The 26,794-nt window shown below is 59.4% G+C and carries 26 protein-coding genes and 1 other RNA gene; 18 read left to right on the forward strand and 9 right to left on the reverse strand.

Annotated features, from left to right (window positions below; translation table 11 throughout):
* The first annotated feature begins 27 nt into the window (after positions 1 to 27).
* Both narQ and BLT77_RS12445 read left to right on the forward strand, forming a co-directional pair.
* Positions 28 to 1,728, forward strand: a complete 1,701-nt coding sequence (gene narQ, locus BLT77_RS12440) for a nitrate/nitrite two-component system sensor histidine kinase NarQ (RefSeq protein ID WP_090365659.1) — start codon at positions 28 to 30, stop codon at positions 1,726 to 1,728.
* The gene (locus BLT77_RS12445; RefSeq protein WP_090365662.1) at positions 1,721 to 2,344 is read left to right on the forward strand and encodes a response regulator; all 624 of its coding nucleotides are present in this window, start codon (positions 1,721 to 1,723) and stop codon (positions 2,342 to 2,344) included. Before narQ ends, BLT77_RS12445 begins: the two co-directional genes overlap by 8 nt.
* On the opposite strand, the gene BLT77_RS12450 is transcribed toward BLT77_RS12445, so the two are convergent.
* Positions 2,335 to 2,715 (reverse strand): YacL family protein, encoded by a 381-nt coding sequence (locus BLT77_RS12450; protein WP_090365666.1) that lies wholly within the window; start codon positions 2,713 to 2,715, stop codon positions 2,335 to 2,337. The two genes, BLT77_RS12445 and BLT77_RS12450, sit on opposite strands and share 10 nt — an antisense overlap.
* 141 nt (positions 2,716 to 2,856) lie before the next feature.
* Here BLT77_RS12450 and BLT77_RS12455 point away from each other — a divergent pair, with 141 nt between their 5' ends.
* From BLT77_RS12455 to lpoB, 4 genes are read left to right on the forward strand one after another with little or no spacing between them, the layout of a single operon-like run.
* Positions 2,857 to 3,069 carry a SlyX family protein gene (locus BLT77_RS12455; protein ID WP_028112833.1) on the forward strand — a complete coding sequence of 71 codons (213 nt, stop codon included), beginning with the start codon at positions 2,857 to 2,859 and terminating at the stop codon, positions 3,067 to 3,069.
* Complete coding sequence (gene def, locus BLT77_RS12460) at positions 3,069 to 3,614, forward strand: peptide deformylase (RefSeq protein WP_245709938.1); 546 nt, start codon at positions 3,069 to 3,071, stop codon at positions 3,612 to 3,614. The genes BLT77_RS12455 and def overlap by 1 nt, the downstream gene beginning before the upstream one ends.
* Positions 3,614 to 4,960: a COG3014 family protein gene (locus tag BLT77_RS12465; RefSeq protein ID WP_090365669.1), complete on the forward strand. Its 1,347-nt coding sequence runs from the start codon at positions 3,614 to 3,616 to the stop codon at positions 4,958 to 4,960. The genes def and BLT77_RS12465 overlap by 1 nt, the downstream gene beginning before the upstream one ends.
* Before the next feature lie 14 nt (positions 4,961 to 4,974).
* Complete coding sequence (lpoB, locus tag BLT77_RS12470; RefSeq protein WP_090365672.1) at positions 4,975 to 5,568, forward strand: penicillin-binding protein activator LpoB; 594 nt, start codon at positions 4,975 to 4,977, stop codon at positions 5,566 to 5,568.
* On the opposite strand, the gene BLT77_RS12475 is transcribed toward lpoB, so the two are convergent.
* Entirely contained in the window at positions 5,565 to 5,768 is a 204-nt protein-coding gene (locus tag BLT77_RS12475) for a YheV family putative zinc ribbon protein (RefSeq protein ID WP_090365675.1), read from the reverse strand. The genes lpoB and BLT77_RS12475 overlap by 4 nt on opposite strands.
* A gap of 74 nt (positions 5,769 to 5,842) precedes the next feature.
* On the opposite strand from BLT77_RS12475, the gene BLT77_RS12480 reads away from it, so the two are divergent.
* The 7 genes from BLT77_RS12480 (at position 5,843) to crp (ending at position 12,454) form a co-directional block, all read left to right on the forward strand.
* A complete protein-coding gene (locus tag BLT77_RS12480; RefSeq protein WP_090365678.1) occupies positions 5,843 to 7,747 on the forward strand; it encodes an ATP-binding cassette domain-containing protein in 1,905 nt (634 codons plus the stop codon).
* Positions 7,748 to 8,248, forward strand: a complete 501-nt coding sequence (locus tag BLT77_RS12485) for a TIGR02444 family protein (protein WP_090365681.1) — start codon at positions 7,748 to 7,750, stop codon at positions 8,246 to 8,248. It abuts the gene before it with no gap.
* Positions 8,249 to 8,337: 89 nt separating this feature from the next.
* On the forward strand, positions 8,338 to 9,300 hold the full coding sequence (locus BLT77_RS12490) for a hydrolase (RefSeq protein WP_090365684.1): 963 nt from the start codon (positions 8,338 to 8,340) through the stop codon (positions 9,298 to 9,300).
* Positions 9,301 to 9,364: 64 nt separating this feature from the next.
* Positions 9,365 to 10,315, forward strand: a complete 951-nt coding sequence (locus BLT77_RS12495; protein WP_090365687.1) for a DUF3187 family protein — start codon at positions 9,365 to 9,367, stop codon at positions 10,313 to 10,315.
* Between the two features lie 2 nt (positions 10,316 to 10,317).
* Positions 10,318 to 10,563, forward strand: a complete 246-nt coding sequence (locus BLT77_RS12500; RefSeq protein ID WP_090365689.1) for a YheU family protein — start codon at positions 10,318 to 10,320, stop codon at positions 10,561 to 10,563.
* A gap of 118 nt (positions 10,564 to 10,681) precedes the next feature.
* The gene (locus BLT77_RS12505) at positions 10,682 to 11,596 is read left to right on the forward strand and encodes a phosphoribulokinase (protein ID WP_090365692.1); all 915 of its coding nucleotides are present in this window, start codon (positions 10,682 to 10,684) and stop codon (positions 11,594 to 11,596) included.
* 222 nt (positions 11,597 to 11,818) lie between these two features.
* A complete protein-coding gene (gene crp / locus BLT77_RS12510; protein ID WP_028112823.1) occupies positions 11,819 to 12,454 on the forward strand; it encodes a cAMP-activated global transcriptional regulator CRP in 636 nt (211 codons plus the stop codon).
* A gap of 72 nt (positions 12,455 to 12,526) precedes the next feature.
* On the opposite strand, the gene BLT77_RS12515 is transcribed toward crp, so the two are convergent.
* The 5 genes from BLT77_RS12515 to BLT77_RS12535 form a co-directional block, all read right to left on the reverse strand.
* Entirely contained in the window at positions 12,527 to 13,318 is a 792-nt protein-coding gene (locus BLT77_RS12515) for a DUF1338 domain-containing protein (RefSeq protein WP_090365695.1), read from the reverse strand.
* 14 nt (positions 13,319 to 13,332) lie between these two features.
* Positions 13,333 to 14,793 carry a succinylglutamate-semialdehyde dehydrogenase gene (gene astD / locus BLT77_RS12520; protein ID WP_090365698.1) on the reverse strand — a complete coding sequence of 487 codons (1,461 nt, stop codon included), beginning with the start codon at positions 14,791 to 14,793 and terminating at the stop codon, positions 13,333 to 13,335.
* Between the two features lie 11 nt (positions 14,794 to 14,804).
* Positions 14,805 to 15,827, reverse strand: coding sequence for an arginine N-succinyltransferase (gene astA, locus BLT77_RS12525; RefSeq protein WP_090365701.1), 1,023 nt, complete (start codon positions 15,825 to 15,827; stop codon positions 14,805 to 14,807).
* Positions 15,828 to 15,867: 40 nt separating this feature from the next.
* Positions 15,868 to 17,085 carry an aspartate aminotransferase family protein gene (locus BLT77_RS12530; RefSeq protein ID WP_090365704.1) on the reverse strand — a complete coding sequence of 406 codons (1,218 nt, stop codon included), beginning with the start codon at positions 17,083 to 17,085 and terminating at the stop codon, positions 15,868 to 15,870.
* A 324-nt stretch (positions 17,086 to 17,409) separates the two neighbouring features.
* A complete protein-coding gene (locus BLT77_RS12535) occupies positions 17,410 to 18,495 on the reverse strand; it encodes an HDOD domain-containing protein (protein WP_090365707.1) in 1,086 nt (361 codons plus the stop codon).
* Between the two features lie 305 nt (positions 18,496 to 18,800).
* Here BLT77_RS12535 and BLT77_RS12540 point away from each other — a divergent pair, with 305 nt between their 5' ends.
* From BLT77_RS12540 to BLT77_RS12550, 3 genes are all read left to right on the forward strand, one after another.
* The gene (locus BLT77_RS12540) at positions 18,801 to 19,232 is read left to right on the forward strand and encodes an autonomous glycyl radical cofactor GrcA (protein WP_090365806.1); all 432 of its coding nucleotides are present in this window, start codon (positions 18,801 to 18,803) and stop codon (positions 19,230 to 19,232) included.
* 342 nt (positions 19,233 to 19,574) lie between these two features.
* The gene (locus tag BLT77_RS12545) at positions 19,575 to 20,162 is read left to right on the forward strand and encodes an anthranilate synthase component II (protein WP_090365709.1); all 588 of its coding nucleotides are present in this window, start codon (positions 19,575 to 19,577) and stop codon (positions 20,160 to 20,162) included.
* Positions 20,163 to 20,237: 75 nt separating this feature from the next.
* A complete protein-coding gene (locus tag BLT77_RS12550; protein ID WP_090365712.1) occupies positions 20,238 to 22,700 on the forward strand; it encodes a S9 family peptidase in 2,463 nt (820 codons plus the stop codon).
* 602 nt (positions 22,701 to 23,302) lie between these two features.
* Here the strand turns inward: BLT77_RS12550 and rnpB are convergent.
* Together rnpB and rsmI are read right to left on the reverse strand one after the other, a co-directional pair.
* Positions 23,303 to 23,686: RNase P RNA component class A (rnpB, locus tag BLT77_RS12555), an RNA gene on the reverse strand.
* A 19-nt stretch (positions 23,687 to 23,705) separates the two neighbouring features.
* On the reverse strand, positions 23,706 to 24,545 hold the full coding sequence (gene rsmI, locus BLT77_RS12560; protein WP_090365715.1) for a 16S rRNA (cytidine(1402)-2'-O)-methyltransferase: 840 nt from the start codon (positions 24,543 to 24,545) through the stop codon (positions 23,706 to 23,708).
* A gap of 60 nt (positions 24,546 to 24,605) precedes the next feature.
* Here rsmI and BLT77_RS12565 point away from each other — a divergent pair, with 60 nt between their 5' ends.
* Positions 24,606 to 26,459 (forward strand): penicillin-binding protein activator, encoded by a 1,854-nt coding sequence (locus tag BLT77_RS12565; RefSeq protein ID WP_245709940.1) that lies wholly within the window; start codon positions 24,606 to 24,608, stop codon positions 26,457 to 26,459.
* Complete coding sequence (locus tag BLT77_RS12570) at positions 26,456 to 26,791, forward strand: YraN family protein (RefSeq protein WP_090365721.1); 336 nt, start codon at positions 26,456 to 26,458, stop codon at positions 26,789 to 26,791. Before BLT77_RS12565 ends, BLT77_RS12570 begins: the two co-directional genes overlap by 4 nt.
* Positions 26,792 to 26,794: the final 3 nt, after the last annotated feature.

A 26,794-nucleotide genomic window follows, 5' to 3' on the forward strand; every position in this document is an offset into this window, starting at 1 on the left:
CGCACAGTCTCTAATTATTGCCGCTCCATGACCCGAACCAAAAGCCTGTCAGCCACGGTGCTGTCCCTGATCGTCACCGTCATCTTCATCTTTGGTGGCCTGGCGGCGTTTTCCCTGATCACCCTGATGTACAGCGTCGACGACGCCAAGGCGATCAACGCCTCCGGTTCCCTGCGAATGCGTTCCTACCAGCTGATCTTTCTGGCCAACAGCGAAAGCGGCACCCTGGACAAGAAGATTCAGGAGTTTGAGCAGATCCTCTACTCCGATGAACTGGGCAAGGCCCGCAGCTGGTACAACCCTCAGAAGCTGCACCAGCAATACGATCAGGTCATGGCCAGCTGGCAGCAGATGAAGCGCTATGCGGTCAACGGTAACTCCCGCTCCTACGTCAACGAAGTGCGCCAGTTTGTCGACCAGATTGATGTCCTGGTAGCGATGCTGGAGCAGCAGGCGGAAAACAAGATCATGCTGCTGTTGGCCAGCCAGCTGATGGGGTTGTTTACGGTGATGGGAATGGGGTTCTGGTTGATGCGAGGCATCAGCCGGCGGGTGCTGCACCCGTTACAGCAGCTGGAGAATGCCGCCCTGTCCATCAGCCGCCGTAAGTTCAATCTGGAGCTGCCCAGCAGTGACTTTCATGAACTGCAGACCCTCAGCGACACCTTTGAGCAGACCGCCCGCGAGCTGGAAAGCCTGTACAACAACCTGGAACAACAGGTAGAGGAAAAAACCCAGGAGCTGGAACAGGCCAACGCCGGTCTGCTGTTCCTATACCAGACTTCGTTGTGGTTCCACCGCGATCGCCTCGGCAGCGACACCCTGACCCAGGCCCTGGATCGATTGCGCCGACACAGCGGCGCCCACGGCATTCAACTGATGATCGACGAGCGTCCGGATCTGGACGTTGCCTTGGGCGACACCGGCCAGAACGGTCCCATCTCCACCCGCGAACCGCTGATCTTCGAGCAGGAGCGTCTCGGCACCCTGTCGCTGTTTGGCCACCAGCCGCTGCCACCACAGATGCTGCACAACTTCGCCATCATCGTCGCCCGGGCGGTGCTGCTGGATCGTGCCTCACAGCAACGTGAACGGCTGTACCTGATGGAGGAGCGGGGCACCATCGCCCGGGAGCTGCACGACTCAATGGGCCAGGTGCTGGCCTACATGAAGATTCAGACCTCGCTGCTGAAACGGGCCATCTCCAGCGGTAACGACGAGCTGATGGAGCAGACTCTGGGTGAAATCACCTCCAGCACCAATCAGGCCTACCAGCAGCTGCGGGAGCTGCTCAGCACTTTCCGCCTGACCATCTCCGAACACGACCTGCAAGCCAGCCTGGAACAGATGCTGGCGCAACTGGAGTCCCGCACCGAGTGCAAGCTGACCCTCAACTACGAGCTCAACTCTCCTTCGCTATCGGCCCAGCAGCATGTCCACATACTGCAACTGAGCCGCGAAGCGGTGCTGAACGCCATCAAGCACTCCGGTGCCGATACCATTACCCTGCGAGCCTGCGCCGCGGCCGATCAGCAGATCGAGCTGAGCGTCTGCGATACCGGTGTCGGTATTGAGAACCTGAAGGAGAGGGAAAATCACTTCGGAATTGGTATCATGCATGAGCGCGCCCGCAAACTGGGAGGCGATTTGCAGTTTATCCCCAACACAGGCGGAGGCCTGTGTGTAAAAGTGACCTTCCGACCACAAGAGGAAACCACCCATGAGTGAGACCAGGAGCGTCATGGTCGTCGATGACCACCCGCTGTTGCGCCGAGGCATCTGCCAGTTATTGACTCTGGATGATCGCTTTACCCTGTTTGCCGAAGTGGGATCCGGCGTCGACGCGCTGGCCGCCGTCAGCGACGACGAGCCCGACCTGATTCTGCTGGATCTGAACATGAAAGGGATGTCCGGCCTGGATACCCTCAAGGCGCTACGCCAGGAGCAGATCACCAGTCACATCGTGATCCTGACGGTCTCCGATGCCGCCGAGGATGTGCGTACCCTGATTCAGTCCGGCGCTGATGGTTACCTGCTCAAGGACAGCGAACCGGAACAGATTCTGGACCAGGTGGAGCTGGTATTGAATGGCCAGCAGGTGATTACCGAGCGACTGCAGGCCTACCTGCTGACCAACGACGAAGAGAGCAACGGCTGGTGGCAGGAGCTGACCCCCAGGGAGCAGGAGATCGCCCGCCTGATAGCCGAAGGGATGAGCAACAAGATTCTGGCCGAGAAACTGTTCATCAGCGAAGGTACCGTCAAGGTGCACGTCAAAAACCTGCTGCGCAAAACCGACTGCCGCTCACGGGTGGAACTGGCGGTCAAGGTGCTTCAGAGTTGACGGCGGCGGCCGGTGCCGAGAAAGGTGTGCCAACTGCTCAATAGTTGGCACAGATCTTCCAGACCACAACAAGCCTCGCTCTCGACATCGTAATACTCGATGTCCGGATCCAGATCGTGGTCCTGCTCCATGCCCAGGGCCGTGGCTTTCAGATCCACCTCCCCCTGCTCCAATACCAGCGCCCACTCTCCCAGCAACAGCTGCCGAACTTCAAACGGGTCGCTGAGCGGCGCCTGCAGCTGCTGAAGTAACTGCTCCACCGCTTCGGGGCGATTCAGCTCCTCGGTCAACAACCGCCCGAAGGCTTCGTGTCCCATGGACATCTGAGCAAGACGCTCACCGGTCAATCCGGATTTGAACTCGTATTCCATATCAGGGTCTTAAAAATAGATTGAATTCGAAAGTGTAACCTACAGTAGCCCATAAGGCTGTCCACTGACTGAACGCTTGGGCATGAAACCGACACCACATTCCTCTATCATAGTTAGCCAAATTGAATTGAGCAGTATCCCATGTCCGATTTAGAACACCGCATCAGTGAACTGGAGTCCAAACTGGCCTTTCAGGAGATGACCATCGACAGCTTGAACCAGACCGTGGTTGACCTCAGCCAACAACTGGAACGGCAACAACGGCAGCTCAAACAGCTGGCAGAAAAGCTACTGAACGCCGGCCACAGCCAGATCGCGTCGGCATCGGAAGAGACACCACCACCCCATTATTGATGATGACAGACGCCACCACGCCACCCTCCCTGAGCATCGCCCTGCTGGGCGAGGCGGTACTGCGCCAGCCGGTTCGCCAGCTGACCCTGCCCAGCGACGAGGCCCGCATCCTCAGTGAGCAAATGCTGCAGCTGATGCAGGCCCGCAGCGGCGTCGGCATCGCCGCCCCCCAGGTACACCACAGCCTGGCGCTGATGATCATCGCCTCCCGCCCCAATGCCCGCTATCCCCATGCCCCGGTGATGGCGCCGCTGGTGATGGTCAACCCCAGCCTGTTGAACCAGGCCCAGGCCAGCAACCAGGATTGGGAGGGCTGCCTGTCGGTGCCCGGCATTCGCGGCCTGGTGAGCCGCCCCGAATGGGTTGAAGTCAGTTACCAGGATCTCGACGGACGCCTGCACCAACGCCGGCTGGAGGGGTTCGTGGCGCGCATATTCTGTCATGAATACGACCACCTGCAGGGGCTGACCTTTCTGGATCGGGTCGACAACAACCGCAACCTGATGGCCAGCGAAGTACTGGCCAGACAGATGGAGCAGCCTTAATGCGACCCCTTTTTCTGCTGCTGATGGCCCCGCTGCTGCTGACCGGCTGTGCCTCACGAGGCCTGCTGGAGTCTTACCCCCATCAACTGGATGAAGTCAAAACCCAGCTCAGCCGCGACAACGGTCAGCCACTGGTGCCGCTGCAAAGCGGCCTCGACAGCCAGGACGGGCTGCTGTACGCCCAGGAAGCGGGCCGGGTGGCGCTGTTGCAGGGGGATTTCACACAAAGCCGTGGTTACTTCGAACAGGCGATGGCACAGTATGACCGACGCGACTGGAAAGCCATGGTCAGCCTCACCGACCTGAGCGCCCAGGCGGCGGGCAGCACGGTGTCGGAACAGTTGATTCCCTACCGGGGCCAGGCCTACGAGCGCATCATGGTGCATCAGTACCAGGCACTCAACTACCTGTTCAGCGGCGATCTCGGCGGCGCCACCGTCGAAGCCCGCCGCGCCGACCAGGCGCAGACCCTGGCGCTGCAGGCGTACCGCAACCGCGACGAGGTCCAAACCCTCAACAACGCCAGCATCAACGCCGAACTGTCCCGGCTCGACAGCCAGGGTGGCACCGCCCTCAACTCCTTCCTCAACAGCTACACCCTGTATCAGAACGCGGTGCTGTTTGAGGCTCAGGGTGAAGCCAACGACGCCCTGATCGACATTCGCAAGGCGCTGCAGGCCTACCCGGACAACCAGCTGCTGGGTGGCGAGTACGTGCGCCTCTCCTGCCAGCTGCAGATCGATTGTGACGGCGCCCGCAAACGCTTTGGCAAGGCCCCGGCCACCAAAGCGGGCCAGGGCCGGGTAGTGGTACTGGTGGAAACCGGGTTTGTGGCCGCCAAGCAGGCGATCACCATCCCCTTTACCATCGACGGTTATTACCAACAGGTGTCGATGCCTACCTACCGCAGCCAGCGTCCGGCCACCCAGCCGGTGACCATCCGCCTCAGTGGCGATCACAAGTACCAGGGCCAGGCCGAAGTGATCGGCAACATGGATCATCTGGCCGTCAGGGCCTTGCAGGAGCAATACCCGGGCATTCTGGTCCGTCAGGCACTGAGGGTGGCCGCCAAAGCCGGCACCAATCAGTGGGCGGAGAAAAAAGGCGGCGACGTCGGCGCCATCGCCATGCAACTGTTTAACGCCCTGACGGAGCAGGCCGACCGGCGCAGCTGGTTAACCCTGCCCCATCAGGCTTGGATGTGGCCCCATCAGGTCACCCCGGGTCAGTACCAACTGACCATCAACGGCAGCCCGCAGCCGATAGAGGTACAAGCGGGCAAAACCACCCTGATCTGGGCCGTACAGACCGGACCCCGTTACCGGATCCATTCCGTAATTTTGTAAGAAGGAAACCGAAGATGAAAAGCTTGAAACTCGTAGTGGCCGTGGCGGCCATCGCCCTGCTTGGCGGCTGTCAGTCAAAGGTGGAGTACCGGGACGCAACCGAAACCGAAACCGTCACCGTCGACTTCGGCTCCTCCGATCTGCAGTCGGTGGCCGCCAAGATGGTGGACTCCATGCTGACCACCCCCTCGGTGATGGTGCTGACCGCCAATGATCGTCCCATCGTGTTTGTGGACAAGATCAAGAACAAGACCTCGGAACACATCGACACCGAGTCCATTACCGATACCATCAGCACCCGCCTGCTGCGCAGCGGTCAGTTCCGCTTTGTGGACATGACCAAGGTAGAGACCGTGCGCAAGCAGCTGGACTTCCAGAATAACGGTGGCCTGGTCAACCCCTCCACCGCCATTCAGTTTGGTCGTCAAATCGGCGCCCAGTACATGCTGTACGGCAACCTCTCCAGCATCGTCAAACAGGACGGGTCCACCAAGGATGTGTACTACAAGATGACCATGCGACTGATGGACCTGGAAACCGGCCTGATCGAGTGGGCCGATGAGAAAGAGATCCGCAAGCAGAAAAACCGCTCCTTCCTGGGTCTCTAATCGGGCTGAAACACCCCGATGACCTGGCCGGTGCCCGCCTGCTTCTGGGCGGGTGCCTCGGCCTGACGTTGCTGATGGCCGCACTCAACGCACTCCATCACCTCAACGCTCTGCTCGAGGTATAACATGATGCTGTCCATGGCATGACATTGTGGACAGGTGGCACCGGCGATAAACCGCTTCTTCCGGTTGACTCCCATTGTCTGACTCCCACTGCGTCGGCAGCGACCCTTGTGGTACACTGCGCTCAATTCACTGTTAATGTCCAATCCCCATGATAACGCTAAATCAGGTGCAACTCATCCGCGGCGCCAAACGCCTGCTGGATAACGCCTCACTGACCATCTATCCCGGTCATAAAGTCGCCCTCGTCGGCGCCAACGGCTGCGGCAAAACCAGTCTGCTGGCGATGCTGACCGGACAGGTTCAGCCCGATGGTGGCGACCTGTATCAGCCCAAGGGCTGGCGTCTGGCCACCGTCGACCAGGAAACCCCGGCGCTGGCCACCACCGCACTGGACTACGTCCTCGACGGCGATCGCCACTACCGCCAGTTGGAACACGATCTGGCCAACGCCCAGGACAACGGCGACGGCCGGGCGATTGCCGCCAGCCACGACGCCTTCGAGGCGTATCACGGCTACCAGATTCCAGCCCGGGCGGCGGAACTGCTGGATGGCCTGGGGTTCGATCAGCAAGCCCAGAGCAAACCGGTGAAAGCCTTCTCCGGCGGCTGGCGGATGCGCCTGAACCTGGCCCGCGCCCTGCTGATCCCTTCGGATCTGCTGCTGTTGGACGAACCCACCAACCACCTGGATCTGGACACCCTGATCTGGCTGGAAACCTGGCTTAAGCGCTATCAGGGTACCCTGGTGCTGATCAGCCACGACCGCGACTTCCTGGATCAGGTCGCCGGCGAAGTGGTGCACATCGAGCATCAGAAGCTGAACCACTACAAGGGCAACTACAGCCAGTTTGAACGCCAACGAGCCGAGCAACTGGCGCAGCAGCAAGCCCAGTTCGACAAGCAGCAGCGGCAGAAGGCCCACATGCAGGCCTTTGTGGATCGCTTCCGCTATAAGGCCAGCAAGGCCCGCCAGGCCCAGAGCCGCCTCAAGGCACTGGAGAAACTGACCGAGTTGGCCCCACTGCACGCCCAAAGCCAGTTCCACATCGAGTTTCGGGAGCCACAAGCCCTGCCCAATCCGCTGATTCAGATGGACAAGGTGCAAGGGGGATACGGCCAGACCACAGTACTGGAGCAGATAAAACTGAATCTGGTACCCGGCAGCCGCATCGGCCTGCTGGGGCGCAACGGCGCCGGTAAATCGACCCTGATCAAACTGCTGGCCGGCGAGTTGACCCCCATGAGCGGCGAACTGTCGCCCAATCCGGCGCTGAAGATTGGCTACTTCGCCCAGCATCAGCTGGAAACCCTGCATCCGCAACAGACGCCGCTGCAACATCTGGCACTGCTGGCGCCGGACGCCACCGAACAGCAACTGCGCGATTACCTCGGCGGCTTTGGTTTTAGCGGTGATAAAGCCCTGGAGGTGGTGGCACCGTTCTCCGGCGGTGAGAAAGCCCGGCTGGTACTGGCACTGGTGATCTGGCAACGCCCCAACCTGCTGCTGTTGGATGAACCCACCAACCACCTGGATCTGGAACTGCGGGAAGCACTGACCCTGGCGCTGCAACAGTTTGAAGGGGCGATGGTGGTGGTCTCCCACGATCGTCACCTGCTGCGCGCCACCTGCAGCGAGTTCTACCTAGTGGATCAGCGCCGTGTCACCGACTTCGACGGTGACCTGGAGGACTACCACAGCTGGCTGATTCAGCAGGCCCGCAGCATCGATACCGGTGACAGCGGCCCCTCCCAGTCAGAACAGAGGAAAAATCGCAAGCGTCAGGAGGCAGAGCTTCGGCAAAAACTGTCACCGCTCAAAAAAATCGAAACTGCCATCGATAAACGCATGGCAAAGTTGCAAACTCGATTGACCGAGATTGAAGAGTCCCTGGCCGACAGTCGCTTATACAGTGATGAGCACAAGAAAGCGCTCAACGAGCTTTTACAAGAGCGCGGCGAACTGCAGTCCTCACTCGAACACCAGGAGATGGAATGGCTGGACATCCAGGAACAGATGGAAGCCATTCGGGACGCCGCAAAGGAGCACCAATAGATGATTAGCCATGAAAGCCTGTGGCAATTTGGCGACAAGATCTGGCAACAACCCCAGGCGCGCCAACTGTGCCTGCTGATGCAGGACGAGTACCAGATCGATCCCAACCTGCTGTTGCTGGCGATCCTGATGGAACACGAGCAGATGTTTCTCGACGGTGCCAAGTTCACCACCCTGCGCAAAGCCAAAGATGAATGGGAAGAGCGCATGGTCGGGCCCTACCGACAACTGCGCAAGCTGGCCAAGTCCAGCCTGCCGGACGACAGCTACCGCCAGATGCTGGAGGTGGAGCTGGTGATGGAAAAACGCAGCCAGCGCCTGATGGTCAAAGCGCTGCAACACCTGAGCATCGACGATCAGGGCGACAACCTCAGCGCCTGCCTGCAGGCCCACGGCCTCAACGACGGCGATCTGCCGTCGGATCTGCTGGGGCAGCTGTCCGAGTTGTTCGACCTGGCCAGCCAGCTGTTTCACCAGCCTCAGTTGGCCGCCGTACGCTGATCTTCCCGCCAGCCGGCCCCGGCCGGCTGGAATTCTTGCCCGATTCAGCTACTCTAACGAATTCTGACACTCAGGATTCGACAACACGGATGACTTCCCGGTTTCAACCCAGCCGCTGGTGGCGCAACCCTCACCTGCAGACCATCTGGCCGCTGCTGACCAAGCCTCAATCACTGCCGCTGCAGCGACAAACCCTGCCCCTGAGCGATGGCGATTTTGTCCATCTGGACTGGATTGGCCAACCACAGCACCTGACCCCGATCACGGTGATCCTCCATGGCCTCGAGGGCGACAGGGACTCCCACTACGTACGGCGAATGTTGCACAGCCTGCATCGGCAGGGCCAGGTCGGCGTGGTGGTGCACCAACGCAGTTGCAGCGGGGTGATGAATGCCCTGCCCCGCACCTACCACAGCGGCGAAACCGGCGATCTAACCGAGGTGCTTACCCATCTGACTCAGTGTTATCCCGGGCATCCGCTGCGAGCGGTGGGCTACTCGCTGGGGGCCAATGTGTTGTGCAAGTACCTGGGTGAAACCGGCAGCGCCAGTTTGCTGGAGCGGGGGGTGGCGGTGTCACCACCGCTGGATCTGGCCGCCTGTGCCAACCGCATGGAGCGGGGCTTTTCCCGGATCTATCAACGCTACCTGCTGAAAAAGCTGCGCCATAAGATTCACCAGAAACTGGCCGGCCCCCATGGCCCGCAGATTCCGGTGACCGCCAGCCAGTGCCAGCAACTCGCGACCTTCTACCAGTTTGATCACCAGGTCACCGCGCCACTGCACGGCTTCGCCAGCGCCGACGATTACTATCGCCGAGCCAGTGGTAAACAGTTCCTCAGTTCGGTGCAACGACCACTGCTGGTACTGCATGCCGCCGACGATCCCTTTATGACCGATGCGGTGATCCCCGACGCCGACGAACTGTCCGAGGCCGTCACCCTGGAGCTGTGCCCCCGGGGTGGCCATGTGGGCTTCATCAGCCACGGGCCACCGTGGCGCCCCCATTTTTACCTTGAACCCAGAATTCAGAGTTTCCTGAACCCGGCCTAGGAAAGTCCGCCGTTATCGAAAAACCCCTCCTACACTGAAACAGAGGCAACATGTGGGGGGCAGCATGATGAAATCAATAAAAATCAGCCTGTTACTATTGCTTATTCCCGGACTGGGACAGGCTGCAAACTGGAGTGACGGCCCATTAATGGTCCGCTCTCAGGCTCCGGCCAAATCTCTGGTGCTGAGCCCGATGTTTCGCCCCGCCTATTACCAGCCCGGAGGCCCTCAGGTCGACGCCGCCTTCTACGCCGCCAGCATCTATGCCATCGATACCGAGTATGTCATGGACTACTACAGCATCGAATACCGGCTGGGGATGGTGTGGAGCCCCTCGCCCCTGTGGCAGTTTGGCTGGTCCGTCGCCAGCCGCACCACCGACGACGCCCAACTCGACCAACTGACCCTGAGCTTCCACAAACTGTTTGGCATCGCCCAGAATGGCCGCGACGAGGTGCCCAAACACCGCAGTTACCTGAGCATTCCCAAGGCCGACTTTGAGAAGAAGGACTTCAGCGGCGAGTCCATCGGCCGCCAGTACGAACTGTCCGTCGGCCGCTCACTGTACCACCAGCATCGACACAACCTGTCCACCACCGTGGTGCTGGCCTACGAAGACGACGACAACCCCAGGAGCGGTGGCAGCTGGGATGGCAGCGTGCAGTTGGACTATCAGTACGCCTGGAGCGACAGCGTGGCTTACCTGATGGGGGCGATGGCCTTTACCAACGGCGACACCCTGTTTGGCTTCGAGCTGAAAAGCAGCAGCTGGCACTGGGGACTCGGGATTCGTCATCAACTGGCACCACGGCACCAACTGCTGCTGGAATACAACGCCGCCGAAGGCACCCTGCATAACCTGGGGCAATTTAAGAATGCGGTCCATGAGATCAATGCCGGCTATCGTTATCGCTATCGCCAACTGGCGTTGGAAGGGGTTATCATTGAGAACTTCAAACACCCGCACAACAGCGCCGACGTGGCACTGGTGGCCAAAATACGGTACCAATTCTGACCATGCTGATCCCCTATCACGACCTCAAATCCGCCCTGTCTCCAGAGGCCTTCGCCAACCTGATCAAGGAGTACCTGTTGCAGCAGATTGGCGATCAGGGCTTTGATCAGCTGGATGGCGACAGCGTCGACCAGGCCCTGCCCCGCATCGAGGCAGCCCTGAAGCGGGGCGAGCTGGTGGTGGAGTTCAGCGAAGAGGAGGAGTCGGTGGCCATCCGCACTGCCGAGTCACTTCCGATGCGGGGCTGACACGCCAAAAGCCGCCGTCAATTCATCACCATCGCCATCGGCCAGCGGCCTGTAACACTTGACCTGATGGCAGTAACCCTTTTATAACAGAGGGCCAACAACAGGGAAGGGCAAGGATATGTCAGCCAAACACCCCATCATTGCGGTTACCGGCAGTTCCGGTGCCGGCACCACCACCACCACCAAATCCTTTAAGCATATCTTTCGACAGCTGGGCATTGAGGCGGCACTGGTGGAGGGGGACAGCTTTCACCGCTATACCCGTGCCGAAATGGAACTGGCGATTCGAAAGGGCCGCGAAGAGAACCACTCCATCAGTTACTTTGGCCCCGAAGCCAACGACTTCCCGGCCCTGGCATCGCTGTTTGACCGCTACGGCAGCAGCGGCGAGGGCGAGGTGCGTCGTTACCTGCACACCTTCGATGAAGCGGTTCCCTTCAACCAGATGCCGGGCACCTTTACCCCCTTCCAGCCCCTGCCGGAAAACACCGACCTGCTGTATTACGAAGGGCTGCACGGCGGCGTGGTCACCGACGACGCCAACGTGGCCGAGAAGGTCGATTTGCTGATCGGCATGGTGCCCATCGTCAACCTGGAGTGGATTCAGAAAATCATCCGCGATACCGGCGATCGGGGCCACAGCCGTGAAAAGGTGATGGGCAGCATCGTCCGCTCCATGGACGACTACGTCAACCACATGACGCCGCAGTTCTCCCGCACCCACATCAATTTTCAACGGGTGCCCACGGTGGACACCTCCAACCCCTTTAGCGCCAAAGACATTCCCAGCGATGACGAGAGCTTCGTGGTGATTCGCTTTCGAGGAGTGAAGGACGTCGACTTCAGCTACTATCTGCAGATGATTCAGGGCAGCTTTATGTCCAGAATCAATACACTAGTGGTTCCGGGTGGCAAAATGGGCCTGGCGATGGAGCTGATTTTGACGCCGGTGATAAAAAAATTGATTCAACAACGAAAGCAAACCCTGATCACCGAACAATTTGAAATGGGAGTCGGCAACGGCGAGCAATAGCCATAAATAACTCAAACTGACAAAATCTCCGTAGTGGAGTAATGGTGTTTGACCAAAAATGGCCATCGGGAGGCACACAATTAACCTGAAGTGAGCATTTTTTTTATTTAATATAAAAAACTTCGATCAAGGTCATAGTGCTTTGGACTAGACCTAATTAACATTTGAACCTAGAATTCTGAGTTGTTTATCTTTTCCTTACCAAACTGAGGGACAACACTTATGGCGCTTATCGGCAAGCCAAAACCGGATCCTACTCTAGAGTGGTTCCTCTCTCACTGTCACATCCATAAGTACCCAGCGAAGAGCACGCTCATTCACGCTGGTGAAGAATCTGACACCCTGTACTACATCGTGAAGGGTTCAGTGGCTGTACTGATCAAAGATGAAGAGGGCAAGGAGATGATCCTGTCCTACCTGAACCAGGGTGACTTCATCGGTGAGCTGGGACTGTTCGAAGAGCAACCCGAACGTACCGCTTGGGTTCGCGCTAAATCTCCGTGCGAAATCGCAGAGATCTCCTACAAGAAATTCCGTCAGCTGATTCAGGTTAACCCTGACATCCTGATGAAGTTGTCTGCTCAAATGGCCAACCGCCTGCAGAACACTTCTCAGAAAGTCGGTGATCTGGCCTTCCTCGACGTTGCCGGCCGTATTGCCCAGACTCTGCTGAGCCTGGCGAAACAGCCTGATGCCATGACCCACCCTGATGGCATGCAGATTAAGATTACCCGTCAGGAGATCGGCCAGATTGTTGGTTGTTCTCGTGAAACTGTTGGTCGAATCCTGAAGATGCTCGAAGAGCAGAACCTGATTCAGGCCCACGGTAAGACCATTGTTGTGTACGGTACCCGCTAAGGACACCGCCCTGACAACGGCATAAAAAAAACCTCGCCTTGGCGAGGTTTTTTTATGTCCGAATCACGGCAATCAGCCCGCGTTGGTCGACTCGAAAATCTTATCCGCCGAGGCCGCCACAAAACCAGTGTACAGCGCGCCATCGGCCATGGGATAACGCAGGGCAAACTCATAGAAGCAGGCCGGAATCTCCAGCGCACCGTCCTTAAACGCCACCGCCACCTTGTCGGCCATGGTGGAAGACTGCTCCAGCAACACCTCGGCACTGCCTTTAATCTCTCCTCCGGCGCTGTTAAGCACGAAGCCGGACCCTTTGAGGGCATCGTTAACGCCCTGCAGGGTATCAAAGCCACTGAGGTCATTAACGCTAACCGTAAAGTGGTTGGCTCTGAAGCCAAAGGCCGACAACCAGGCGGCGTACTCGCTCTCCGCCAGCAGGCTGCGATACTGGGCCTGGGTCACCAGCCAGGGCGCGCCACCATACAGGTGCGCCACGTCATCGGTGTACCCCTGTGGCAACTGTGCCACCAGATCCGCCACGATGGCTTGCAACGCCTCACTGCACTGCTCCAGCATCAGCTCGGAGATAAACACCTTCGGCTGGCTGGCATCCGGGTGCTCGTAATGACGGGCATACAGCTTTTTAGCCTCGAAGTGATACTCACCCTTGGCTTCGTAGCCCAGCGCCAGGAAGTGCTGCGCCAGCTTGTCGATACCCAGTCCCGGCGCGCGGAAAGTGCGGAAGGCGACATGGTCATTGATGATCGCCTCGCCCTTGCCCAGCAACTGATGAATGGCATCGGCACTGGGGCACTGATGCAGGTAGTCCTGCCACATGTGGTTAAACAGGGTATTGATGTCCATATCGCAAATGCTCCTTAAAGTTCCAGACCCGGGGCCAGCGTTGCCGGCAGAGTGACTTTGTCCGCTTCCACCGACGCCACCGGATAGGCGCAGTAGTCGGCGGCGTAGTACGCGCTGGCACGATGGTTGCCACTGGCACCGATGCCCCCAAACGGCGCCGAACCTGCGGCGCCGGTGATCTGGCGGTTCCAGTTCACGATACCGGCACGGCTGCGGGCCAGGAAGTAATCCCATTCACAGCGATCGTCAGACAACAGACCCGCCGACAGGCCGTAACGGGTGCGGTTGGCCAGTTCGATGGCTTGGTCAAACTCGTCGTAGCGGATCACCTGCAGCAGCGGCCCGAAATACTCCTCATCCGGCAGCTCGGCAATGGCGGTCACATCGATGATGCCCGGATTGACCAGACCGGTGCCTGGCACCAGCGGCGCCAGCTCAATCAACGACTGGCCACCCAATTGCTGCAGGCGCTGTTGCGCCTCCACCATGCCGGCCGCCGCCTGGGCTGAGATCATCGACCCCATGAAGGGCTGGGGCTCGGCGTTGTACTCGCCGACGCGGATTTTGGCCGTCGCCGCCACCAGCATCTCGAGAATCGCCGCCCCCTGGGCGGTGCGCGGAACGTACAGGCGACGGGCACAGGTGCAGCGCTGACCGGAGGAGATAAAGGCCGACTGGATGATGTCATGGACCGCCGCTTTAACGTCGGCCACCTGACGGACAATAAGCGGATTATTGCCGCCCATCTCCAGCGCCAGAATCTTGCCCGGTTCGCCACCAAACTGCTGGTGCAACAGGTGGCCGGTACGGGAGGAACCGGTAAAGAACAGGCCGTCGATGTCGATGTCGGACGCCAGCGCCTTACCGGTTTCCAGCTCACCCTGCACCAGGTTGATGACGCCGTCCGGCAAGCCGGCCTGCTGCCACAGAGTCAGCATCAACTGCGCCACCTTCGGCGTCTGCTCCGACGGCTTCAGCACCACGGTATTGCCGGCAATCAGCGCCGGAACGATGTGGCCATTGGGCAGATGGCCGGGGAAGTTGTAGGGACCGAAGACCGCCACCACACCATGGGGCTTATGGCGCAGCACCGCACGCCCGGCCGGGGTTTCCCCCTCCTTACTGCCGGTACGTTCATGGTAGGCGGTAATGGACAGGCCAATCTTGCCGATCATCGCCGCCGCTTCGGTACGCGTTTCCCACAGTGGTTTGCCGGTCTCCTCGGCGATGGTCAGCGCCATCTGCTCCTTGTTCTGCTCCAGTTGTGCCTTGTAGGCCTCGATCACCTTCAGGCGGGCCTCGAGGCCCTGACTGAACCAGGCAAACTGGGCCGCTCGTGCGGCACGAATGGCCTCACCGACCTGAGCCGCCGTGGCACTGTGGCCGCTCCAGATCACTTCGGCGGTGGCCGGGTTATGAGACTGCATCTCATGGCCCTGCCCCTCGACCCACCGGCCGTTAATAAAAAGACTCATCGATTACATCCTTATCTGTTCAGTCCCAGGGCCCATACTTTTGCCCCGTGCGTTAACCCCAATGCCTTGGCATCGGCAGGCTTCAGGGTCAGTTCCCCGGCCTCGGTATCGATGTGGGCATTGGCTTTGATGATGCTCAGCTGCGCCAACTCGCTGCCGCAGACGATCAGGTTGGCGTCACTGGTGTGATCGCTGACCTTGAGGGTATAGCTGGCGGATTCCCGCACCGCTTTGATCTGATCCCGTTGACACTCCACGGTCGGACCGGCATCGAAGATGTCGACGTAGCCCTGGCAACGGAACCCCTGATTTTCCAGCAACCGCAGTGCCGGGCGGGTGTTGTCGTGCACCTCACCCACCACCGCCTGTGCCTCAGGGCTCAGCAGATTGACGTAGATGGGATGACGGGGCATCAGTTCGGCCACAAACACCTTGTCACCAATGCCGGTGAGGTAATCAGCGGTAGGGAAGTCGATGCCGAAGAAATGCCGCTCCAGCCACTGCCAGAACGGCGAGGAGCCGTCGCCATCGGAAACACCGCGCATCTCGGCAATCACCTTGTCACCGAAGCGCTGCGGGTGGGCCGCCATCAGCAGGAAGCGACACATGGACAGGAAGCGGCCATTATCGTCTTTGCGCCAATCCGGTTTCAGGTACAGGGTGCACAGCTCAGCGGCACCGGTGTAATCGTTACACAGGGTCAAGGTGCTGACTTCGCGCCGAATACCCAACTGCGGGGAGACATGCACGTCTTTCCCCAGCCGGTAATGGTAGAAGGCATCCTTGATACCCACCGCCGCTTCAATGGCGCAGGTTCCTACCACGTCGCCACTAACGGTGTCTTCCAACACCATCAGATACAGCTCGTCACCGGGCACCTGCACCTGCTTGGCGAAGCTGCGCAGTGACCGCTGGATCTTGCTTTTCAGCAAGGTCTCATCGATGGGCAACGAGGTAAAACCGTGTCCGGAATCCTCAGCAATTTGCAGCAGGGCGGGGTAATCCCGCTCCGCAATCGGTCGTACTTTCAGCATGGCCGGTCTCCACTCCAGCCCGCCCCTGGCGGGGAGGGAGTTAGCCCAGTTTCACTTTGGCAACGGCTTTTTCAAAGCGCGCCAGGCCCAACTCAATCTCTTCATCACTAATGACCAGAGAGGGAGTAAATCGCACCACATTGGCACCGGCAACCAGGCACATCAGGCCCTCGTCTGCCGAGGCCACCAGGAAGTCACGGGCGCGGCCGGCAAAATCGTCGTTAAGCACTGCGCCAATCAGCAGTCCCTGGCCACGCACTTCACTGAACACCTGATACTTATCGTTGATGGCGTTGAGGCCATCAAGGAATTTCCGGTGTTTCACCGTCACCCCTTCCAACACGTCCGGCGTATTGACCACGCCCAGTACCGCATTGGCCACGGCACAGGCCAGAGGGTTACCGCCGTAGGTTGAACCGTGGGTGCCCACTTTCAGGCTTTCGGCAATCTTGGCGGTGGTCAGCATGGCCGCGATGGGGAACCCCCCGCCCAGCGCCTTGGCGGTGGTCAGGATGTCCGGGGCCACACCGTAATGCTGATAGGCATACAGGTTGCCGGTACGACCCACGCCGGTCTGAACCTCATCGAAAATCAGCAGGGCATTGTGCTTATCACACAGGGCCCGAACCCCTTCCATAAACTCCTGGGTCGCCGGAATGATGCCGCCCTCACCCTGAATCGGCTCCATCATCACCGCGCAGGTGCGATCGGAGATCACCGCTTCCAGTGCCGCCAGATCGTTGAAATCGATGTGATCGACGCCCTGAGGCTTAGGACCAAAGCCATCGGAATACGCCGGCTGGCCGCCGACGGTCACGGTAAAGAAGGTGCGGCCGTGGAAAGCCTTGGTAAAGGCAATAATCTGGTCTTTCTGCTCACCGCCGTTTTCCAATGCCCAGCGACGGGCCAGTTTCAGGGCCGCCTCGTTGGCTTCGGCGCCGGAATTGGCAAAGTAGACGCGTTCGGCAAAGGTGGAATCGGTCAGAGTCTTGGCCAGCTGCAACGCCGGCTCATTGGTCATGACGTTGGACAGGTGCCAGAGCTTCTCACCCTGGTCTTTCAGTGCGCCCACCAGCGCAGGGTGGCAGTGACCCAGACAGTTAACGGCAATGCCTCCGGCAAAATCGATGAACTCCCGGCCCTCCTGGTCCCAGACCCGGCTGCCTTGGCCACGAACGGGGATCACCGCAGCAGGGTTGTAGTTTGGAACCATTACTTGGTCGAAAAGAGCACGGTTTAGCGTTGATTGCATTGACATAAATTCTCCTTGGTCTTTTGTTTTGCAGGGGATGCAAACGTGACCTAATTATCATTCTGATAACAACCAACCATATAAAATTGTAGCAATGCAGTCAAAACTGCGTGCTGGTACAGAAAACGTCCTAAAAGGGGTAATTATTCACCATAAAAGGCACTGATTTTTCCCGCTTTCGTTCACGAACATTATTTAAGCTGCTGTTTTTATAGACTTGTCATAGCTTAAGGCAAGTTATTAGCATTTAAGCGAAAAAAAAATCACCAAAGGCTGGTTTCAATTAGCCATGCAGCAAATACGACCGCCTATGCAGCGAAAAAACCCGTCTCAGGGACGTCCCGCCGCCGTTACTCTGGCCTCAGGGATCTGATAATAGGCGGTAATCACCTCCAGCCCCTCCACTTGCTTGATCACCCGGCTGCCCAGAGTCAGATACACCACCTCACCAAAGGCACGGCTCAAGGCGCGAGCCTCGGCATCGCTGTTAAACCACGGCATTTGCAACCCCTGCATCAGGGAAAGAAACCGGCCCTGATAGCCGATGCCCTGCAAAAATGCCTCTGCTACCTGAAGCTGATCTTGCAGGTGACCTGCAATGGGCTGGCAGGGCATCCGCAAAAATCGCACCCCCTCATACACCTCACTGCCGGACTCCAGCCGTGCCTGGCTCAGCCAGGATTGGCGCATACTCTGGTACAGTTTGGTGGCCTGACGGTGCACCAGAATGGCCCCCAGGGCAAACACGCAGGAATACACCCGCGCCGTCTGAGGATCCCGTCCCTCCTGCTTCAGCCAATGGGCACTGCGGCTCTTCATCAACCGGCACCAGCGCCACAGCTTGCGCTGATGAATGCCCTGGCCCTGATTGGGTGACCAGCTCCAATGCTCGAAGATCAACCCGGGTAACAGGTTGCGCAACCGCTCGTAGCCCAGATAGTTGATCGCCAGTTGCACATCCTGAACATCATTGACCCGGCGAAAATCGAACCGGTTGGAGTTGATGTATCGAATCAACGCCTTGCTCAACCAGATGTCCGCCTCTATCAGGCGACTGAGGCGACGGATGTCACCGTCGTCATCCAGCAGTTCCTCCAGCAACTCCAGTTGGGTGATCTGAATGCCAAGATCCCGCTGCAGCCATTGCGGCTGCTCCAGATTCCGATCCAGCTCGGCGGTATAGGCACGATCAAAGAACAACCTCAGTCGCTGCTCCTGCTCATCTCTTTGGCGGTTTTTCTGAATCCGCTTGAACTCCGCCGCCCGCTCTACCGCCAACTTATGGCGCCAGACAAAGGCCACCTCATCGTCCATGGAGGGCTTATTGGAAAACACCGGCTCGGCCAGGCTTTGGTATTGCCAGAACTGGCGTTCGAGGTTTTGCAGAATCTCTGGCTTGGGAAGATGGGCGTTCACGGAGTCTCGGTGTCGGTGGTTTTATCTTATTTATAACATAAGCATTTACTCGAGCCGCACTAAAAATCCGCATCAATTTTCTCAAATTCAACTTATTTTCCCGGTGCTTATCGATCTTTACTGACCATTATTCCTGCATAAGAATTGGCCTATAGCGCCCGCGGACACTGGATTTCCAACCGCTCGCATGAAGTAAAACCCCCATCGGATGAGTGGATTTCATTTACCACCACGAAATTGATCATGTGTCAATACGGTTTGAATATCGTAATCTTGACCCAATCCTCAATATAGGAAGTATGAAGATGGTTACAGGTATTCAGATTACACAATCCGCAACTGCTTCTCTGGTAGGCAGTATTTGGCTCATCGATAAGCAAGCACAGCAGGCCCGTTGCCTGGCCGCCAAGGACCAGTACGAAGCCGATCAAACGGTTTCCCTGGATCAACTGGGTGAGTTTGAGTACCGGGAACTGCCGGTTGAAGGCCAGACCACCGCCGGCCGCGAAGGCGGTCAGCACCTGAACGTCAACGTGCTCAAGCGTGAAGTTCTGGAGCAGCTGATGGCCGCCCGTGAACGCGTCGAGGCCGGTGCCGCCAACGACGACGACCATGCGCTGATAGCGGACAACGCCCAGCTGACCATTCGAGTCTCTGGCTATGCCGTTCGTTTCAACGCCCTGACTCTGGAACAGCAAAAGGACGTAATCACCCGTACCTTTACCCAGAGTATGTAAGTTCGCCCTGCGCACTGACCCCGACAACGCCGCTCTTCCAGCGGCGTTGTTGTTTGCCCCGCCCTGCCCTCGCCTTTGGGCAAGGTGACCGCTCCCCTGATTCAGTCACTGCCCATGTTACATAACGTCAAGGCAGTTATCGTCGCACAACAGAGTCCAGATCATGGCTGCCAAACTGATGCCGAGCGCCCTGCCAGCACTGACCGCCGCCATCGAAAAAAGCAAACAGAAATACCCTTAACGCCATACTGATGGTGCACCCCAAAGGTGATCTTGGCGTGCCGGACAGGTAGAATGCCACCGCCTGACTACCTCCAGTAATCGCTGATAACGGATGACCGCATGCTTTTGATGCTCGACAACTACGACTCCTTTACCTACAACCTGGTGCAGTATTTCCAGCAGTTGGGGCAACAGGTGGTAGTGCGTCGTAACGACCAGACCAGTCTGGCGGAGATCGAAGCACTGGCACCGGACTATCTGGTGATCTCTCCCGGTCCCTGCAGCCCCAATGAAGCCGGGCTGTCGCTGGCACTGGTGCGCCACTTTGCCGGCCGCATTCCGTTATTGGGAGTGTGCCTGGGCCACCAGACCATCGCCCAGCACCTGGGGGCCCGGGTGGTGCGGGCCCACACAGTGATGCACGGCAAGACGTCGCTGATCAGCCACAACGGTCAAGGGGTATTTCAGGGCCTCAATCAGCCGCTGAGGGTCACCCGCTACCACTCACTGGTGGTGGATCCGGCCAGCCTTCCCGAGTGCCTGGCGGTGACCGCCTGGTGCGACAATGCCGCCGGTGAACGGGAGATCATGGGCTTCCGCCACCGGCAGTTACCACTGGAGGGGGTGCAGTTTCACCCGGAGTCTATCCTGACCGAACAGGGGCTGGCACTGCTGAATAACTTCTTGAAACAAAACAGCCCCAACTGAGCCGGCGCGACCTTTTAAGCTGCCCTTCAAGGTGTGATATAACCCACACTTATCACCCATGAAGGAAACACAACAATGAAAAAATGGATTGGACTGGGTTGCACACTCAGCCTGGTGACGGCCTGCGCCTCGGTCACCCCCACCTTCAGCGATTCCGCGCCCGCCACCGCCGTCCCCCTGCCGGCACTGGCCCCACTGACCATCGACCAACCCCTGACCCTGAAGCGGATCATGGCCAATCCAGACTGGATGGGCAACGCCCCCCAGGATCCCGGCTGGGCTCTGGACGGCAGTGGCATCTACTATTGGCAGAAACAGACTGATTCCGAGCTGAGTGTGCCCTTTTTGATGGACACTCAAGGCCACACCGAGGCGCTGCCCTACCCGCAGTGGCACCGGGCCGAACACAAGCGCCAAAGCCAGGACGGCCGACTGGCCGCCTGGTTGTATGAAGGCAACCTGATGGTGATGGATCTGCCCGGCACTGCCCCGCGCCAGCTAACCCGGGACAGCAGTGCCGTGAACGACTTCAGCTTTACCCTGGACAATCAACTGCTGATTCGCCGCGGCAACAAGCTGTATCGCATCGACCCCGCCTCCGGCCTGACCCGGCTGCACGCCGAGCTGGTGTTCGGCCAGAAGCCGGACGCCGCCAAGGTACCGGACAGCTACCTGGCCCAACAACAGAAGCGGCTGATCCGCTACGTCGACAAACAATACCGCGACGCCGCCGACAAGGCCCAGCGTCAGCAGCAGCGCCAACAGGCCGACCCAACCCTGGCACCCCGGCCCTTCTACCTCAACGGCAGCGAAAAGCTGGTGACTCTAAGCCCGTCTCCTCAGGGGCGCTACCTGCTGGCGGTGGTCACCGACAAGGACGGCAGCTGGCGCAAAGACCACGACATCATGCCCAACTACCTGGATAAACGCGGCTACGTCGAGGCGGTCAAAGCCCGCGCTCGAGTCGCCGAAGCCGAAGTGGCCTCGCAGCGGCTGGTGATTCTGGATACCCAGACCGGCGAGCATACCGACGTCAGCTGGGAAGGGCTGTCCGGTTTCGACGCCGACGTTCTGGCCGAGGTGAAGCGGGAAAATGCCGCCCGAAATGGCGAGAGGTACCAATCCAAAAACGCGTTGCGCACCCTGCGATTGATGCAGGACTGGGGCTGGGAGCAGAGCGCCATTCAATGGTCACCGGACGGCAGCAAGCTGGCGGTGATGCTGGAGGCCGGCGCCGACAACAAGGATCGCTGGCTGGCTACGGTCGATCTGCAGCGGGGCACCCTGACCAGTCAGCACCGGCTTCATGACGATGCCTGGGTCAACTACACCCACAATGAGTTTGGCTGGAGCCGGGACGGCGAATCACTGTACTACCTGTCTGAGGAGTCCGGCTACTCGCAGCTGTATCTGAAGCCGCTGGACGGCGAGGCCCGCGCCCTGACCCGGGGGCAGTATGTGGTCTCCAGCCTGACCCAGAGCCGGGATGGCAGCCGCTTCCTGTTTAAGGCCAACGCCAACCACCCGGGCCAGTACGAGGTGTTCAGCGTGGCCACCGACAGCGGTGAGATTCAGCAGTTGACCGATCTGAAGGGGGGGCTGGACTACCGCCTCAGCCCGGACGAAAACCAGCTGCTGCTAAGCGCCTCCGGCCGCACCCGTCCCCCGGAGCTGTTCATTCAGCCCATTGGCGGCCAGGCCCGCCAGCTGACCCACACCACCAGCGACGCGTTTCTCGATTACGCCTGGCAAACGCCGGAGATCGTCGCCATCCCCTCCAGCCATCAGGACAAGCCGGTGTACGCCCGCATCTACCGGCCTCAGAACGACAGCAAGAAACAGCAAGGCCGCTATCCGGCGGTGATCTTCAATCACGGCGCCGGCTACCTGCAGAACGCCCACTATGGCTGGTCCGGCTACTTCCGCGAGTTCATGTTCCACAACCTGCTGGCGCAGCAGGGCTACGTGGTGATGGACATCGACTACCGCGGCTCCAAGGGCTATGGCCGCGACTGGCGCACCGCCATCTACCGCAACATGGGCCACAGTGAAGTGCAAGACATGCTCGACGGCATCAACTGGATGGCCCAGTCGCTGCAGGTGGATGACCAACGCGTCGGCACCTATGGCGGCTCCTACGGCGGCTTTCTGACCTTTATGGCCCTGTTCACCGAGCCACAGGCGTTTCAGGCCGGGGCCGCCCTGCGGCCGGTCACCGACTGGGCCCACTACAACTACGGCTACAGCTCCAATATCCTCAATACCCCGCAGATCGATCCCATCGCCTACGAACGCAGCTCTCCCATCGAGTTTGCCCAGGGGCTGGAAAAACCTCTGCTGATCATGACCGGGGTGCTGGACGACAACGTGTTCTTTCAGGACAGCGTGCGACTGGTACAGCGCCTGATTGAGCTGGAAAAACCGACGTTTGAGACCGCCATCTACCCGGTGGAGCCGCACGGATTCCGCCAGCCTTCCAGCTGGCTGGATGAATATCGACGCATTTTTAAGTTATTCGAGGAAAACCTCAATCCCTAGCAAAGAGCAGTCACGGGCGTCCATTGTCACCCGCAACCTGTTGGCTGGTTGAAAAAAGGTTAAATATTTATCTTCTTTTGTTGAATATTTAGTCATGCCGCGTTAAATTGAAACTGTCACTGACACTGTGACTACCTTGAATGGTTGTGTTCGTCCTACTTTTGCCCTGCCACGGAGTTGGTGGGGCGTTTTCTTTTTTGGCGGCCTGAGTCGTCCGCGCCGCTGTCGCCTGCGGCCACCTGAGCATATTTCCAGAAAAACAAAAACCCGCATCACCTGACGGTGATGCGGGTTTTCAGTTGTAGGTTGGCGTTGGCCGATAAGCCGCCGCTCTTGTGTTAGCGGAATGGACGCACTCGCCGGCACCACCGCAGTCGCCTGCGGCCGCCAGAGTACATCCCAAATAAACAAAAACCCGCTGACTCTGTCGAATCAGCGGGTTCTCAGTTGTAGGTTGGCGTTGGCCGATAAGCCGCCGCTCTTGTGTTAGCGGAGTGGACGCACTCGCCGGCACCGCCACTGTCGCCTGCGGCCACCTCAGCGTACTTCCAAATAAAACAAAAACCCGCATCACCTGATGGTGATGCGGGTTTTCTATTGTAGGTTGGAGTTGGCCGATAAGCCGGGTCTTGTCGTGGACAATCATTCCTCTAGGCCCAGGATCGCTCCTGGGCTCAAGCAACCTACCCGGGTTCAGTGCGGGCCGCACCAATGAACCCCTATTTGGTCTTGCTCCGGGTGGAGTTTACCGTGCCGCGAACTGTTGCCAGCCGCGCGGTGCGCTCTTACCGCACCCTTTCACCCTTACCTGTGCTCCCGAAGGAGCCATCGGCGGTCTGCTCTCTGCTGCACTGGTCGTAGGCTCACGCCTCCCAGGTGTTACCTGGCACCCTGCCCTGTGGAGCCCGGACTTTCCTCCCCCTCGCCCGTCTGCCCCTCCCGAAGGGGGAACACAACGACGAGGCAGCGATTGCCTAGCCAACTCCGAGGCGGGAGTATACCCCGCTACCAGCCCTGCTCCAAGCCATACTTGTACAGAGCGTTCTTTTTCTGACCGAACAGTTCGGCGGTGATGGCGGCGGCCTTCTTCAGCGGCAACTCCTGCGCCAGCAGTTTCAGGGCTTTAACCGTCTCCGCCGGCAGGGTGTCGTCCTGCATGCGGAACCCGGCGATCATCAGCACCATCTCGCCACGGGTGCGGTTGTCGTCTTCCTGCAACCACGCCAGCAGCTGCGCCGCCGGACGCCCCTCGATGGTCTCAAAAGTCTTGGTGATCTCCCGCGCCAGCACCACGTCCCGATCCGGCCCCATCACCGTCACCACATCAGCCAGGGTGTCCAACACCCGTCGGGGCGACTCGTAGAAAATCATGGTGCGAGGCTCCTGCAGCAGCGCCTGCAGCTTATCCTGACGCCCCTTGCTCTTGGCCGGCAGAAAGCCTTCAAAACTGAAGCGGTCAGATGGCAGCCCCGCCGCGCACAGGGCGGTGGTGGCGGCACAGGGACCCGGCAGCGGCACCACAGGGTGACCGGCGGCACGCACCTGAGACACCAGGTGATAACCCGGATCGGAGATCAGCGGCGTGCCCGCATCCGACACCAGGGCGATGGACTCGCCGCTGTCCAGTTTGCTGATCAACCACTGCGCCCGTTGACGCTCGTTGTGGTCATGAACCGACAAGGTTTTGGTTTTAATACCAAAATGACTCAGCAACTTACCGCTGTGACGGGTATCTTCACAGGCGATCAGATCCACCTGAGCCAACACCGTCAGCGCGCGCTGGGTAATGTCGTCCAGATTGCCAATGGGGGTTGGCACGATGTAGAGCGTTGGCTTGGATTCCATGGGTAAACTCTTGGTGACTGTTGATTGGTTTAGCATCGACAGAGGGTTACACTATTGGCTGTGATTTTATCAGAGTGGGTTCCGGTGTTGAAAAACTTCTCCTCAAAACTGGCAAAAACCGCCGGTCTGTTGGCTTTGACCATGCTGCTGGCCTCCTGCGCCTCGGGCCCAACTGCCCCGACGTCGGCGCCAAAGACTCAGGTCGAGCTGGGGGTGGTGACCGACACGCCGCAGCATTACCTGCAACAAGCCAGCCAAGCTGAGGGCGACCAACAGCAGCGCTGGCTGCTGCTGGCCGCCCGCGCCTACACCGAACAGGGGGATCTGGCCGACGCCGCCCAGATCCTGGCCGGGCTGGAATCGCGCCTGAGCCAGGCACCGCAACTGCAGGCGGAATACCGGCTGCTGCTCAGTGAACAGGCGATGGCAGCTCAGAAGCGTGCCGAAGCTCTGGCACTGCTGGACTGGCCCCTGAACTGGCCCCTGAGCAACGCCCAGTGGCAACACTACTACCGTTTGAAAGGCGAGCTGTACCAGGCCTCGGCAGCGCCGCTGCCCGCCGCGGCGTCGTTTTATACCCTGTCCCGCTACCAGCCAAAGGATGAACGCCAGCAAAGCCTGGACAGCTTGTGGCAAAGCCTGGGCCAGGCCGATGAAGCCCAGCTGAGAACCGCCATCGGCGAGTCTCAGGATCCGCTGTGGCGCGGCTGGCTGGAGCTGGCGTGGCTGGCCAAGCATTTCGCCATTCAACCCTCGACCCTGGTGGGCGAACTGGCCCGCTGGCAGCGGGACAACCCGCAGCACCCGGCGGCCCGCAATCTGCCGGCGGATCTGCAACTGGCCCTGACGGTGCAACCCTACCGGCCCCAAACCGTGGCGGTGCTGCTGCCGCTGAGCGGCCGAGTGGCCGCCCAGGCCAAGTCGATTCAGGACGGCATTCTGGCCCGGGCACTGGAGCAGGAAACCGGCCGTCAGGTGCGCTTCTACGACACCGGCAAGCTGGATGCGGCCGACGCCTATCAGCAGGCGGTCACCGACGGCGCCGAGTTCATCATCGGTCCACTGCTCAAAGCCAATGTCGACAAGGTGATGGCCATCGCCGATCCGCAACTGCCGATGCTGATGCTCAACCAGCCGGGCATTGAGTTCAATAACGAAGACAACCACTTCTTCTTCGCCCTGTCGCCGGAAGAGGAAGCGATGCACGTGGCCGAGCGCCTGTACCAGGACGGCCGCACCATGCCACTGGTGCTGGCTCCCGCCTCGTCGGTGGGCCGTCGCATGGCGCGGGAGTTCGATGCCACCTGGCAGACCCTCACCGACAAGCCGGTGGAGGTGCACTATTTTGACCGTACCGACACCATGCAGGCGGCGGTTCGAAGCGCCCTGCTGGTGGATGCCAGCCTGGCCCAGATCGCCGACGTGAAACAGGCCTTTGGCAACAAGACCATTGCCGACTTCCGCTCCCGACGCGACATCGACGCCATCTTCGTGGTGGCCGACGTCAACGAGGTGCGGCTGCTTAAACCGTTTATCGACGTCAACATCGCGGTGTTCGCCGAGCCGCCGCAGCTGTACACCAGCAGCCGCGCCAATGCCCGCAGCGACAGTCGTCAGGCCCGGGGCGAACTCGATGGCCTGTACGTCAGTGACATGCCCTGGCTGCTGGGCAACACCGACAACCGCCAACGGATCCATACTCTGTGGCCGGATCGCAGCGACAGCCAGCTGCGCCTGTTCGCCATGGGCCACGACAGCTGGGCCCTGATTGACCGCCTGGCACAGATGCGGGTGTTCTCCGGTTACCGAGTACAAGGCCTGTCGGGGCAGTTGGCGGTCACCGACAAGGGCGTCCTAAGCCGTCAATTGGGCTGGGCTCAATACCGCCGCGGCAAGTTACGCGCTGAACAATGAGCCGGGAAAAAGGTCAAATCGTTGAGCAGCAGGTGCAAACCTGGTTGCAGCAGCGTGGACTGACGCCGGTGGCCCACAACTTCCACTGCCGGTTGGGTGAGTTGGATTTAGTGATGCAACAGCGTAACGAATTGGTGTTTATTGAGGTAAAATACCGCCAAACTCCGGGCTTTGGCGGCGCGATTGCCGCCGTCACCCAGACCAAACAACGACGACTGCGCCAGACCGCAGCCCTATTTTTACAGCAGCGGGACTGGAATGACCGTCCCTGCCGCTTCGATGTGGTTACCGTGGTGGGCGATCGCATCGACTGGATTCAAAATGCATTTTAAGAG

Source organism: Ferrimonas sediminum, assembly GCF_900100175.1.
Taxonomy (GTDB): Bacteria; Pseudomonadota; Gammaproteobacteria; order Enterobacterales; family Shewanellaceae; genus Ferrimonas; species Ferrimonas sediminum.